This is a genomic window from Chryseobacterium gilvum (genome assembly GCF_025628965.1).
Taxonomy (GTDB): Bacteria; Bacteroidota; Bacteroidia; order Flavobacteriales; family Weeksellaceae; genus Chryseobacterium; species Chryseobacterium gilvum.
Genome location: NZ_JAOTEN010000003.1, coordinates 39,394 through 52,303, shown reverse-complemented (window position 1 = coordinate 52,303; position 12,910 = coordinate 39,394). Strand labels below are relative to the sequence as shown.

The window sequence follows — 12,910 nt, the reverse complement described above, 5'->3', positions numbered from 1 at the left end:
TACTAATAGCATCACATATAAAAGTATGGTTATATGTATTTAAATATAATACTTATTTATTTTTAATTTTTATATCTATTTGCATATATTTTTATAACTTTACTACATAATCGATGTAAAAGCATATAATATGTATACCAATCTTTCAAATTTTGTAAAGCAAAAACGTAAAGAAGCAAATTTGACCCAAGAGGAATTTGCTGATAGAACTGGCGTTGCACTTACAGTAGTTCGTAAAATAGAACAGGGGAAAGATAATCTGAGTTTAGCAAAGGTGAATCAGGTGCTTCTGATGTTTGGCAGTAAACTTATACCAATGAATACTAAAGAAGTCGAAGAATGAGACAGGGTAAGGTTTTTTATAAAGATATTTTTGCAGGGATCGTTTCCGAAACTGATGATGGTGAATATACATTTGCATATCAGCACTCTTATATTGAAGAACATCCAACACAATTCCTTACATTTTCAATGCCTGTAAAGGACAATATTTACAGGGACAGAAGATTATTTCCTTTTTTTGAAGGATTGATTCCAGAAGGCTGGCTATTGGATATTGCGTCAGATAACTGGAAAATCAATAAAAACGACCGTATGGGCTTGCTTTTAGCTTGCTGTAAAAACTGTATAGGAGCGGTCAGTGTTGAACCTTTAGATCTATCTACAGATGAATAAGTGTCTTTTTTGTTATCAACTGTTGAAAGACAATGAAGTTGACTTTCATCCGAATTGCAGTAAGAAAATATTCGGAACAGCTACAGCTCCAGTGCTTAACTATTCCTTGAGCGAAATGGAAATTTTAGCTAAGGAAGTTATAGAGACATCTATTTCTGTACCAGGCGTCCAACCAAAATTGTCTTTAAACTTCACAAAAGAAAAATTAGAAGATGGGACTAAGGGTAGGTTAACAGTTCTGGAAGCTTTAGGAGGGAATTATATCCTGAAACCTCAGAATATGGCTTTCCCTCAAATGCCGGAAAACGAACATCTGACAATGCGGTTGGCAGAGTTATTAAGAATTCAGACTGTGGTGTCTTCACTGATAAGATTAAAATCGGGAGAGCTTTCGTACATCACAAAAAGAATTGACAGAACAGCATCTAACGGGAAAACACATATGTTGGATATGTTTCAGATAACGGAGGCCTTCGACAAGTATAAAAGTTCCATGGAGAAAGTAGGCAAAGCTGTGAATGAGTATTCTTCTAATACTTTACTTGATGTTTTACGACTTTATGAAGTGGTTATTTTCAGTTATATTACAGGGAATAATGATATGCACCTGAAGAATTTCTCTATGATTTTACAAGGCGAAAATTGGGTTTTTTCACCGGCTTATGATCTGCTGAATGTCCAACTTCATTTGCCAGAAGATAAAGAAGAAACAGCATTGACGATCGGAGGAAAGAAAAGTAGATTGACAAAAGCTGATTTCATTAACTTAGGATTAAAATTCGGATTGTCTGATAAACAAATTGCAAACATCTTTAATAGGTTTATAATGGCAGAAAAAAAGATGATGGCATTGATTGATATATCTTTCCTCATGCAGGAAAACAAAGTGATATATAAAGATCTACTAAATTATAGATTTCAATTATTCAAGAACAGTTGATTTTTTATAGCACATTTTACGTCTAGAGCTGTATACGTCCCTTAATAAACTATTTTTTTGTGTCATTAGATATTGAATTATGATGAAAAAGAATATAGAAAGTAGACCATCCCTATTAATTCTGCTGGCATTTATTATCTCAGTAATAATTTTGTTGGGCGTTTATTTAATTCCTGAAAATTTCAGGGTTTATTTATTAAAAAGCATCTTCCTTATTTCGATCATTTTTATTCTCTATCCATTTTGTAGAGTAAATGTAAAATGGATCCTTTATTATTTTTTCTGTTTAGATCGTGATTGGTGGAACGCGCGGATCGAAAGGCCGAGAATTTTCATCTACATTATTTATTTTGGTATTTTACTGATGATGCTGAAAGATATAACGATTTCCAATCAATATGTACTGTTCTTCTATCGTCTTTCCATCCTGTTCTATTTAGTGGTTGGTGCTGTTATGCTTGGAAGATTGATTTGGACCAAAAAATTTGAATCTGCGCTTCTGCCGGAGATCAAGAATTTTGTCAATCAAAGTATTTCGATCCGAAAAATGACTTTATCCGAAATTGAAGAGGTCATCAGATCAAATACTAAAAATATTGAGGAGAGTTCATTGGGTGATCTTGAAGATCTATTGAAAGGAAAAGAAGTTGAGAATAAAATTAGATGGGTCGGGACATCTGGTAAAAATGTAATTACCTACACTGAATTATTTTCCTTGTTGCATTCAATTCTGGAAGGAGGCGACATCAAATTCGAGAGAGCGAAGAGAAAAAGCCTGATGAATTTCATTATAGCAAACTTCGTAAAGTATGAAAAAGGAGAAATTTCTCAAATTCCGTATGGCAGTTTAAACAGTGCATACACCAATTTCATTTTATAAAATCGATCATATTCAAATTCTATACTGTAAAACCCTTTATTAAAAGGTGTTTTGACTATCCGAGTATTTTAATGACATTGTCATTTGTTTTCCTTTGCCACACAAATTTTAAAATAGTAAAGCAATGGAAAACGAAATTATCCTTCACAAGCTGAACCGAATTGAAAAGCATATTGTCGGTCTCAAATCAATTCTTAATGTTGAAGAACTTTCAGATTATACAGGATTTAAAAAATCCTATATCTATAAATTAGTTCATACCAACAGTCTTCCTTTTTCTAAACCTAATGGGAAAGTTCTATTCTTTGAACGAACAAAAATTGATGAATGGTTGTTGAAAAACAGCCATAAATCAAATGATGAAATTCAACAGGAAGCCATAGAATTTTCTTTACGCAAAAAATAAAACCTGACTGTGGCAGCAGTTAGGTTTTAGATGTTTGTTTTACCTGGAAGTAGAGTTCAGATATAAAAATTATTTGTTCCGTTTCCACAATCCCAAATGTTTATGGAAGAGAATAAAACGCTGTATCAGACCGGTACAGAAACTAAAACCATCTTTGACCGGGCATTGAATTATCTCAATTCTAAATATTCAATTCGATTTAATACCATATCTCTGGAGTTTGAGATCAAATTGAGGTCAAATAAAAAATGGTCAGATCTAAATTTGAACTCATTATTTATAGAACTTATTCAGTCAGGAGTTGATATCCCGATCAATAAATTGGAGATCCTGGTCAGAAGTCACTTGATAGAAAAATATGATCCCATTTCAGAATATTTTAAAAGTCTGCAAGATTGGGATGGTGAAGATCATATCAGGAAGCTTTGTTCTTATGTGAAAACCAATGATGACGCTTCATTTTTCTACCATACCGAAAAATGGTTTACCAGAGCGGTATTATGTGCTTTGGAAAAAGAAAAGATAAACAAACATTGTCTGGTTCTTGCGAATGCCATCCAGAATAGCGGGAAATCCACATTTTTAAGATTTTTTATTCCTGAAAAACTGATGAATTATATTTCAGAAGACATAGGTCTTGACAAGGACAGCAGGATCAAACTGTGCAAGAATCTGATCATCAATCTGGATGAATTGTCAGTTCTGGCTAAAGCAGATATTAATTCATTGAAGGCCTACATCTCCAAAACGCATATTAACGAGAGATTGCCTTACGCAAGGAAATCAGAATACCTGGAGCGGATCTGCAGCTTTGTGGGTTCTACCAATAAAACAGATTTTTTAACCGATGACTCGGGAAGTGTAAGGTGGATCATTTTCGAAGTGATCGAGAAGATCAACTTTAATTATTCGTCAGAGATCATTATTGATAAGGTTTGGGCGCAGGCCTACTACAACGCTTTTAAAAGGAAAAATTATAATCCGGAACTGTCTGTTACAGATATTCTGGAGAATGAAAAACGCAATGAAAGATTTACGCAAATGACCTTGGAACAGGAGATCGTGAACAAGTTCTACGAACCCTCCGATAATCTGGAAGAATTTATGACTGCGACAGAAGTGATGATCGATCTGAATGCTCACGGTGTCCGGTTGAATCATTTAAAGATCGGGAGAGCTTTATCCTCTTTCAAATTTCCAAGGGTTAAACATCCCCAAAGACAGATCTACGGTTATCTCATTCGATTGAAGACCATAAAATAATTAGACAGAATTATTCTACCAACCTACCTGAGAGCTTTAAGTGACACAACGTGAATGTTTTAATTAGGTAAGTAGATAAATCCAAACCTACCTAAGTTACCTCTATTAGAAAATTGTGTAAGTAGGTAGATCCAGGTAGTCGCAAAATGAGGATTATTTATTTGATGATCAACAGATCGGTAACTAGGTAAGTATTTTAATTAAAAACATAACAAAAATGAACTGCAAACAATTCAACAGCATATCGTTGGAAGAAGTCCTCCTTTCTCTCGGACACCTTCCCACGAAACAAAATGAAAAAGAAGCTTGGTATCTCAACCCCTTTGCCAGCGAATCCCAAGCCTCTTTCAAATTGGATAAAAGAATTAATGCCTGGTATCTTCATTCAGAAGGTGTCGGTGGGAACAATACCGACTTTATGAAGAAGTATTTAAATACCTCGGTCAATGAAGTTTTGATATGGGCAGAGAAGCAGAATTTTTCTTCTTTTCATCAGCAACCACAGGTAAAGAAGTCAGAACCAAATTACAGAATCGATGAGATACTCGATCTCCAGAATCCTAACCTGAAATACTATTTGCAGGGACGTGGATTAAGTCCTAAAGTTTATGATCATATAAAAGAAGTACGATTTACCATCGGAAGCAAGAAACTCTATGCCATTGGTTTTGAGAACTTATCTGGCGGTTTTGAATTGCGTAATGCTTTTTACAAAGGTTCACTATTGAAAAAGGATGTTTCAATAATAGATCTCAGCATCAATGGTCAAAATAAATCAAATATTCAAGATAGAGACGTCAAAGGTGTAGCCGTTTTTGAAGGGTTTATAGATGCACTGTCTTTTATAGAATTGCAAAAGTCTTTTGCTGGAGATATCCTTGTGATGAATTCCATTGCTCTTTTAAATAAATCTATAGAGCATCTGAAAAACTATCCCGATATCCATCTTTTTCTGGACAACGATAATGCAGGTATTAAATGCAGGTATGAGATCACAAAATTCTTTCCAGAGGCAAAAGATCATTCCGAAGTTTATTCCAATCATAAAGATCTCAACGAATTTTTGATACACAGAATTAAAAATGACGTATCAATTAAGACAGGAAAACAATCTGAGAAATTTCCAGAACAGAAAAAACAACAAGTAACAGATCAGGAACCGGAAATAAAAAAATCAAATGGTTTTAAAAGGAAACGCTGATCAAACGTGCTGTGTTTTTTACCAACTACCCGCAGAAGTTAGGAGCGCATTCGCAACTTTGAAGGTCGTGCCTCCCAACAAAGTTTCTAATACGCTCTGCGAGGCTTTTAACCTGAGTAAAATAATATCAGGTTAGCTTCTTGAACCTGTGTAAAAAACACCAGGGCTATTTTTATCGAAGGTGTGTAAAATAAACACAGGTAAAAATTAATGCTGAGTAATATAACTACAGCACTCTTCAGCAAAAATTTAAATGCATAATACAATAAAAGTGTAAGACTTTAAAGATGTAAAAGGAATGAAGACCTCTATTAATTTCAAAGCTGTTAAATCCGATTCTGAAACCCATAATTTCAGGAAGAAAACTTTTGATTACATCCGGAAAGATCTTACACCAAAGAATGAATACTGGATGGAACAGAAAATAACTGACAGGATCCAAAAGATCGAAGCGTATTGCAAAGAAAAATCCGGAAGGAAATTACAGAAGAATGCAATGCCTGTTCGGGAAGCGGTCGTTGTTATCAAAGAAGATACAACGATGCTGGAACTTCAAAACTTAGCCAAGAGACTGGAAGAAGAATTGAGCATCCGTGTATTTCAGATCGCCATTCACAAAGACGAAGGTCATACAGATAAAGACACGAAAGAATGGAAACCAAATCACCACGCTCATTTGGTAGCTGATTGGCAGGATCTGAATACTGGTAAAACACTCAAACACCAGTCCTTCCATTATTCAAAAATGCAGGATCTGACAGCGGAATGCCTGAATATGGAAAGAGGGATTTCTGGTTCCAAAGGAAGATTGGAAGCGATTGAGTATAAGATCCAGCAGAAAGAAGAGGATCTGAAAGTTTTGGAAGAAAGGTATGATTTGATGAAGTCTGAAATGGGTTCGAAGAAATCGGAGGAGCTGGTTGTAAAGGAAAATGATTTTTTAGGTTTTAAAAAAATTAAGACTGACAAGACCATTGAGAATTATGAAAAAGCATTTCGAACTTACAAAAGCACAATTCTAAAAAATGAAAGTGAGTTGGAATCTAAGTCAAAACAAATTACTGAGCTCAATACAAAGGTTGATGATTTAAAAAAGCAGGTGCATCTATCCAAAAACAAAAACGCTGTTCTATTGTCCAACCCGACCGTTTTTGCTTCTGAAAAGAAAAAATATCTGGATTCTGTTATTAATATTGTTGAGAGGGAAATCAAATTTTCAAGATTTAGAAATCCACACCTGGATAGAACAGATAAGCAAAAGCTCATATCGGAAATGGAAAAAATAGCACAGAAAATTTCACAGGAAAATACGGTTCCATTTTCAGCCTTCAATGAGATTTTTAAAGATAATGAGACTGCAAATCAGCTTTTCTCTCTGTTGCAATTCGGTAATAATAATACAAATTATGAGGTTGAGGATATTCCAATTCAAAATAAAAGAAAGAGAAAAAGACTCTAATAACCGCGATGTATTGCAGGGAATCTCTTTTGATTGATGGCAAGCAAGCAAGATTTCAAGCAAGCAAGATTTCAAGAAAGCAAGGAAGCTACCAATCAAGCAAGCCATTTCGCTAGATTGATTGATGACACCTTTGATGATGTAGGATTCTCCTATTGCAATTTGCTTTTTAGGTTATGCTTTCTTTGTTTTTGAAAAAAAAGAAACCCACGCCGTTGTATACACCGGAAAATTATTCAGTTTCCAGTATTTAGTGAGTGTTCAAAACCTCACCCTACGGGTTAACAAGCACCCTCAATTTTTTAACTATCCGATGATCAATTCGATACCGGCCTTTTCTGCTTTGTATTTTATTTTGGTCTGCAGTTCATAATAGCTCCAGTTGCGAAGTACAAACTCCTGTTCTTTTGCAATCCCTATTTTGTCTTCCTGATCTTTAAGAATCAGGGTGCCCGCCTGCTGCCGGATGCAGAAATCAATCAGCTGACGGCTGTACAGATGAAGATGGTGACTGACAAAACGGTTTTCCAGATTCTCTGTTTTCTGCAGTGCCTTCTGTTTCCGTTTGGTTCCATGTCCTGAACGGGAGTAAACTACTCCGGCTCGAATCCTTTTATTACTGGCCTGAATTGCCAGCCTGCGGTAGAGGAATTCCTCTTTCGAACCAATATTCAATCGCACATTGTTGGCTTTTACAACGATTGGATGTTCCAGAGACAAAGAAGCTTCTGCAATGATTTCGGGTTTTAAACGGTGGTCTTCCTTTTCAAATTCAAAGACGGCCAGCCAAAAGATTTTACCGTTTTTAAGCTGGACCTGTGAGTTGCACAGCTTGATCTCTTCTCTTAACAGCCGTTCCAGGACAAAATGTTTATCAGAGAAATCTCTTCCTAAATAGGTTTTGACAGGAATCGCAAACATATTGAAACTAAACGCTTTCTTGTCAGGGTCATACTTCATTTTGCTTATGCATTTCACCGGAAGCGGAATAGGAATGTCTTTTTTAAAGTTCCTCAGTGATTGTGATCCCTGCCAATAGTCTGCTTTGTTTTTAGAAAAGGTGGATTGAATTGTATTGTTAAGGCATCCCAGAATGTCGGTGGGGATTTCTCCTTTGAAACGGTCAAAGACCAGGCGCGACGTAGTGTTTGTTTTTGAACGGTCGAAGATGCCCATTTCGTCTTTGCTTGCATCAGCCAGCTTGTATTGGATGTCTTCGGTGAGGTAAAAGAAATCCTTGATCATTTCATGTACATACAGATGGGAAACAATCAGATTAGCCGCCCGGAAACAGCGGTTCTGATATCGGTAGAGTTTTTCCCACATTTGGCTTTTATTATCGGCTGGAACATCAATCACCAGCTGAATTTTCCGGGTGAGGGTTATCGTGGATTTTTCCATATCAAAAGGATGTTTCATGTCGGTTTTGATTTTGCAGAAGCTGATAGGCGTACAGAAATTCCCGATGGACTTCTTTTTCCGGTAGTTGCAGTTCCTTTGCAATCGCCGCAAAAGAGGATTTCTGTTCAAACCGTCTTTTGATAATTTCGAGCTGCTGACTGCTGAGTTTTTCTGACTGCTCTTGTTTATCAAAGACCTTTTCCTCCGGCTGCTCAAAAGAGGTGACTTTAAGTATCTTCCGAAGCTCATCTATGGCTTTGCTCACCTCCGTGCTGATGCCTGTCACGCTGCTTCCCATAGCTTCTGCAATGGGTTTGTATTGGAAACCATATTCCAGGCAAAGTTCTATCAGGTGTTTCCTTTTGGGATTCAGAACGGGTAACACCTTTTTAACTTCATCGAATTTGTTTTGGTCGGATTCCTGGCTATGTAAATACTCTTTATCTTTCAATGGGTCGTAACCTGCAAGATATTCCTGATAATTCTCAAAACTGTCGAGAGAAGCCATCAGGCGGGTGAATTTATTTCTTGGGGCAGTCACATACGCGATACAATCCCTTTTCATAACAAAGCGTAAAAAGCCGGTAATATGATCAGGCGATTCAATGGTGTCGCGGTGAAGCCACAATTTAAGGAAGGTATCCTGAACAATGGTGTCCACTACAAAATCATCCTTCAGCACCTGCCATCCAACCCAGAAAAGAAGTCTTTTGTGGCGAAGATGAATATTTTCGAGAGCGGTCGGATTACCTTTTTTCAGCAGTTCGTACAATTGCAGATTGCTCAACTTTCGTGGCAAAGAGTCTGTTCTTTTCATAAGCAGTTTTTTTAGCAAATTTTTGCTGGAAGGATTGCTTAAATCAATAAGGTGAATTCTTTGTATCATTTATAACGTTAACTCCCTACCAACAATCCATAAGAAAAGGGTTGGAACTCGTATTATTGACTCTTTGCCTTTTAAAAGTGCAAATCTTCTAATCGAGAATCTAAGCAATAGCTTCTATATTTCTTTGAACTATCACAATGTTACACTACTGTAAATTGTATTACAAATATAAAAAAAATATTCAAAGCGCACTATAAGTCTCTATGAAAAACATAATTATTTATAAAATTTACTAAATGTATAAATGGAAGTCTGAAGAAATAAAAAATCAAATCGGAATAATTTTTAAATTATACCGGTTAAGAAAAGGACTATCACAATTTCAAGTAGCAACCGAGATAGATCTTTCTAAAGATTACATTGGTAGAATAGAAAGAGGAAAAACCAATACAACGATTGAGATTATTATTGCTATCTGTAATTTTTTAGAAATTGATTTACTTCTCGTGTTTTCTAAAATAAGTCAGTCTCAACTTGATCCAATGATAAACGAGACAAAACTTCTCGAAGAAAAATTTAAAAATCAAAATAAGAGAAAATCCTAACGAAAACATATTTTTATGAAAAAAGCCTAAATTTTAGTAAATTGATTGGATGTACATATAGAATTTTTGTTGAAACAATATAAAGATTTGATTGGCTATGAAAATTATTTAATAACAATTTTGTAGACTTTTATATTATAAAAATATCGACTTTTGTCGATATTTTTTGTTATTTAGTAAAAATCATAAGATTATATTGAAAATGATGTTTCCTTGAGGCTTGCTCTACTAATATTAGAGATTAAGTAAAATAAAAATTACTTTAACAAACAAAAATGAATTTGGAAACGTTAAGCTTATCGTTTCAATGTACAGATATTTCACCCTTTGCAACATATTTGTTTTTGGTTCCAGCTCTTCGACAAATTATATTAAAGAACATTACGGAAAACCGTAAAAATGATTAAAAAAACTAATTTAACTTGTAAACCGTAAATATTATAGATGAAATCAATACTAAGTAATCCTTACAGAATTACTGGAATACTCTCAAACGCTTCAGCAAGAGAAATACAGAGCAGAAAAAGTAAAGTCACCGCTTACGCAAAAGTTGGTAAAGAAATAACTTCCGAATATGATTTTCCTTTTTTCAAGTCGCTTAACAGAACAAATAGCATAATTGACCAAGCTTTTTCTGATATAGAACAAAATCAGAACAAAGTTGTCCATTCTTTATTTTGGTTTATAAATTTGAACCCTATTGACAATACTGCAATCCAACATCTAATTAAAGGAAATAAAGAAAAGGCTATTGAGATTTGGGGCAAATTGACAGACGAAAAAGAGATTACATCCAAAAATTTTTCAGCGTTTAATAACATTGGAACGCTCAATTTGTTGGAAAATTCCAAATTAAAAATTAAACAAGGACTTATAGCCAAAATCAAACTGATAGAATCGGAAAGTTTTAAAGATTTTGTGCATACGGTTGCCGATGAAACGGTTTCTATTGATAGAAACAAACAAATTGAAATTTTCATTGATGAGTTTCTGTCCCAATTCGATAACCAGTATTCAACTGCCGAAATAATAGAATTTTTCAGCAATTGCAATGGATCTACCCAAAGTTATCTTTCCAAAAAATTTACGGAAGAACCTATTCACAAAATTGAAAATCGTATTGAACAAACGAAAAACAAACGTAGCAAGAACAAAATTGACAGTTTCCGTTTTGGAAGGGAATTATATGACAATACGAAAAATGATTTAACGCTCATAAAATCTATTTTAGGAAATACCAATCTGCAATATAAAATCTTGGCTGATAACATAGCTAAGGAATTACTGCAATGCTCAGTCGACTATTTCAACGAAAGCCAAGCATTAAAAAAAAGTAACAATTACCTTGAAGATTCTTTAAAAATATCAAAATGGGCAGAAAGCATAGCTGTTAGCGAAGCCACAAAATCTAAGGTCAGAGAAGATATTAAGACAATTGAAGGGATGAAAGATAAAGAGCTTTCGCAAGCGATAGATGTATTAAATTCTATTAAATCTGCCTATGAAGAAAATGAAAGGAATATCAGACAAGAGGTGATACGAATGAAAGAAACAGACATTATGATAAGAATGGGTCACCGATCAATTAATTGGAGTGCAGTAGAAGATAATATAAAAACTTCAATTAATTGGATAAATGTAAATGAATTACTAGTTGATATATTGTCACAAGCAAATTTAAAGAAAATTAAAGATAGTGATAAAACTAAATTAAAAGAAGAATTTTGGACATTGCTAGATTGGATAAAAGAAAAATCATTACTAAATAATCAAATATTACAAATTATCCAGAATTATAAAAATATTTCTCCAAAAATCTATTTCGAAGTTCTATCTGCGGAAATAATAAATACTGATGCAAACTTAAAACCTCTTACAAAAACATTTTTTGTAGAAGATATTAGGTATGTAGGGTTAAAATTAAATATTCGTTCGACAGGATCACAAAAAGTTACAATTCATAAAAAATATGTAAATCCAGAAAACAAATATAGTAATAGCTCTACTTCACCAAAGGGATATACTAGCCTGAATGAGATAATCATTACACCAGAAAGCAAATCAATTGATTTAGGAGGATATGGAAACGCAAACAAATGCACATATATGGTCGGTGAACACAAAATTGAAATCTATGTAGAGCATTACAAAATATTCACAAAAACGTTTAAAGTCGATTGGTCACCAAATAAGAAGGTTGAATTGAAAAGAAAAATCGAAGTATTGCAAGACCAATTAAGAGAAGTTGAAAAATTTCAATGGTTTAGGTCTTCTGAAACTAAACAGAGAGAGGTCAAAACCGTTCAAGACAAAATCAAAATAGCTAACCAAACTTTAATGAATAAATGAAAAAACTAATACTCTTAACCATTCTTCTTTGTGCAACAACAATTTTTGCACAAAAACAAAACACAGAAATGCAAAAGCAACAGCAGGAACTTGTAGCATTAAAACAAAAAGTTAATAAACAGCAATCAGTTATTAGTAAGCAAAAAACTGAACTTGCAAAACTTTCTCTAAAGACCGAAAATCAGGACAAACAAATCGATAGTCTTAAGGCAGAAACAAGTCAAAATATTGAAAATATTCAGAAAATTGCTAATGATTTAGGTACGAAAATCCAAAAAACAGAAACTACTGCAAAAGACAGTATCTCTAAGTTGGACAAAGACGTAAATACAAACCGTTTGTATTGGATTATTGCATCTTTAGCAACTTTGATTTTAGGTGGGATTTTATACTGGTTATTGGGCAAACGTATTGCAACCAGCAAAATTGATGTGGAAACTCAGATAAAAAACACCAAAAAATCTTTGGAAGAGGAAAGCATTAAATTAGACAGCAAATTAGTTGAAGTTTTGGACACTCAATTGAAATTGAAACAAGAAGAAAAACAAATGGTTTCTGCAAATTCAACTATTGAAATTGACCATTCTTTGGCTTTGAAAGTGGCTGATGAAATTGTACGTATTCATAAAAACCTGCAACAGATGGACGCAAATACAAAAGGCTTGAAACAACTTTCGGGATCGGTAAAACGTATTCAAGACAACTTTGCATCTAATGGTTATGAACTGGTTGAAATGTTAGGCAAAGAATATAATGAAGGAATGAAAGTTATCGCCAATTTCATCCCTAGTGAGGATTTGGAAACAGGAAAACAGATTATTACAAGAATTATCAAACCTCAAGTGAATTTTAAAAACGAAATGATTCAATCTGCACAAATTGAAGTAAGTGTTGGAGAATAAAAA

Annotated in this window: 13 protein-coding genes; 11 read left to right on the top strand and 2 right to left on the bottom strand. The window is 34.2% G+C overall.

Annotated features, from left to right (window positions below; translation table 11 throughout):
- The first annotated feature begins 130 nt into the window (after window positions 1-130).
- The 8 genes from N0B16_RS10430 to N0B16_RS10395 all read left to right on the top strand — a co-directional run bounded on the left by N0B16_RS10430 (window position 131) and on the right by N0B16_RS10395 (window position 6,824).
- A complete protein-coding gene (locus tag N0B16_RS10430) occupies window positions 131-343 on the top strand; it encodes a helix-turn-helix domain-containing protein (RefSeq protein WP_241282453.1) in 213 nt (70 codons plus the stop codon).
- The gene (locus N0B16_RS10425) at window positions 340-675 is read left to right on the top strand and encodes a HipA N-terminal domain-containing protein (RefSeq protein ID WP_262990842.1); all 336 of its coding nucleotides are present in this window, start codon (window positions 340-342) and stop codon (window positions 673-675) included. The genes N0B16_RS10430 and N0B16_RS10425 overlap by 4 nt, the downstream gene beginning before the upstream one ends.
- Entirely contained in the window at window positions 668-1,615 is a 948-nt protein-coding gene (locus N0B16_RS10420; RefSeq protein WP_262990841.1) for a HipA domain-containing protein, read from the top strand. The genes N0B16_RS10425 and N0B16_RS10420 overlap by 8 nt, the downstream gene beginning before the upstream one ends.
- Before the next feature lie 79 nt (window positions 1,616-1,694).
- Window positions 1,695-2,495 (top strand): hypothetical protein, encoded by an 801-nt coding sequence (locus tag N0B16_RS10415; RefSeq protein WP_262990840.1) that lies wholly within the window; start codon window positions 1,695-1,697, stop codon window positions 2,493-2,495.
- 124 nt (window positions 2,496-2,619) lie between these two features.
- A complete protein-coding gene (locus tag N0B16_RS10410; RefSeq protein WP_063968685.1) occupies window positions 2,620-2,901 on the top strand; it encodes an excisionase family DNA-binding protein in 282 nt (93 codons plus the stop codon).
- A 102-nt stretch (window positions 2,902-3,003) separates the two neighbouring features.
- Window positions 3,004-4,164, top strand: a complete 1,161-nt coding sequence (locus N0B16_RS10405; protein ID WP_262990839.1) for a VapE domain-containing protein — start codon at window positions 3,004-3,006, stop codon at window positions 4,162-4,164.
- 217 nt (window positions 4,165-4,381) lie between these two features.
- Window positions 4,382-5,365 (top strand): DUF8464 domain-containing protein, encoded by a 984-nt coding sequence (locus N0B16_RS10400; protein ID WP_262990838.1) that lies wholly within the window; start codon window positions 4,382-4,384, stop codon window positions 5,363-5,365.
- Between the two features lie 298 nt (window positions 5,366-5,663).
- Window positions 5,664-6,824, top strand: a complete 1,161-nt coding sequence (locus N0B16_RS10395) for a plasmid recombination protein (protein WP_262990836.1) — start codon at window positions 5,664-5,666, stop codon at window positions 6,822-6,824.
- Between the two features lie 306 nt (window positions 6,825-7,130).
- Here the strand turns inward: N0B16_RS10395 and N0B16_RS10390 are convergent, their stop codons facing one another.
- Complete coding sequence (locus N0B16_RS10390; protein ID WP_262991158.1) at window positions 7,131-8,225, bottom strand: hypothetical protein; 1,095 nt, start codon at window positions 8,223-8,225, stop codon at window positions 7,131-7,133.
- 1 nt (window position 8,226) lies between these two features.
- A complete protein-coding gene (locus N0B16_RS10385; protein ID WP_262990835.1) occupies window positions 8,227-9,042 on the bottom strand; it encodes an RNA polymerase sigma factor in 816 nt (271 codons plus the stop codon).
- 305 nt (window positions 9,043-9,347) lie between these two features.
- Here N0B16_RS10385 and N0B16_RS10380 point away from each other — a divergent pair, with 305 nt between their 5' ends.
- From N0B16_RS10380 to N0B16_RS10370, 3 genes are all read left to right on the top strand, one after another.
- On the top strand, window positions 9,348-9,656 hold the full coding sequence (locus tag N0B16_RS10380; protein WP_262990833.1) for a helix-turn-helix domain-containing protein: 309 nt from the start codon (window positions 9,348-9,350) through the stop codon (window positions 9,654-9,656).
- Window positions 9,657-10,100: 444 nt separating this feature from the next.
- A complete protein-coding gene (locus N0B16_RS10375; RefSeq protein WP_262990832.1) occupies window positions 10,101-12,005 on the top strand; it encodes a hypothetical protein in 1,905 nt (634 codons plus the stop codon).
- Window positions 12,002-12,907 (top strand): hypothetical protein, encoded by a 906-nt coding sequence (locus N0B16_RS10370; protein ID WP_262990830.1) that lies wholly within the window; start codon window positions 12,002-12,004, stop codon window positions 12,905-12,907. The genes N0B16_RS10375 and N0B16_RS10370 overlap by 4 nt, the downstream gene beginning before the upstream one ends.
- Window positions 12,908-12,910: the final 3 nt, after the last annotated feature.

Coding starts and splice junctions, on each gene's coding strand:
- N0B16_RS10430 (WP_241282453.1), top strand. CDS start 131: ATGTATACCAATCTTTCAAATTTTGTAAAGCAAAAACGTAAAGAAGCA.
- N0B16_RS10425 (WP_262990842.1), top strand. CDS start 340: ATGAGACAGGGTAAGGTTTTTTATAAAGATATTTTTGCAGGGATCGTT.
- N0B16_RS10420 (WP_262990841.1), top strand. CDS start 668: ATGAATAAGTGTCTTTTTTGTTATCAACTGTTGAAAGACAATGAAGTT.
- N0B16_RS10415 (WP_262990840.1), top strand. CDS start 1,695: ATGATGAAAAAGAATATAGAAAGTAGACCATCCCTATTAATTCTGCTG.
- N0B16_RS10410 (WP_063968685.1), top strand. CDS start 2,620: ATGGAAAACGAAATTATCCTTCACAAGCTGAACCGAATTGAAAAGCAT.
- N0B16_RS10405 (WP_262990839.1), top strand. CDS start 3,004: ATGGAAGAGAATAAAACGCTGTATCAGACCGGTACAGAAACTAAAACC.
- N0B16_RS10400 (WP_262990838.1), top strand. CDS start 4,382: ATGAACTGCAAACAATTCAACAGCATATCGTTGGAAGAAGTCCTCCTT.
- N0B16_RS10395 (WP_262990836.1), top strand. CDS start 5,664: ATGAAGACCTCTATTAATTTCAAAGCTGTTAAATCCGATTCTGAAACC.
- N0B16_RS10390 (WP_262991158.1), bottom strand. CDS start 8,225: ATGGAAAAATCCACGATAACCCTCACCCGGAAAATTCAGCTGGTGATT.
- N0B16_RS10385 (WP_262990835.1), bottom strand. CDS start 9,042: ATGAAAAGAACAGACTCTTTGCCACGAAAGTTGAGCAATCTGCAATTG.
- N0B16_RS10380 (WP_262990833.1), top strand. CDS start 9,348: ATGTATAAATGGAAGTCTGAAGAAATAAAAAATCAAATCGGAATAATT.
- N0B16_RS10375 (WP_262990832.1), top strand. CDS start 10,101: ATGAAATCAATACTAAGTAATCCTTACAGAATTACTGGAATACTCTCA.
- N0B16_RS10370 (WP_262990830.1), top strand. CDS start 12,002: ATGAAAAAACTAATACTCTTAACCATTCTTCTTTGTGCAACAACAATT.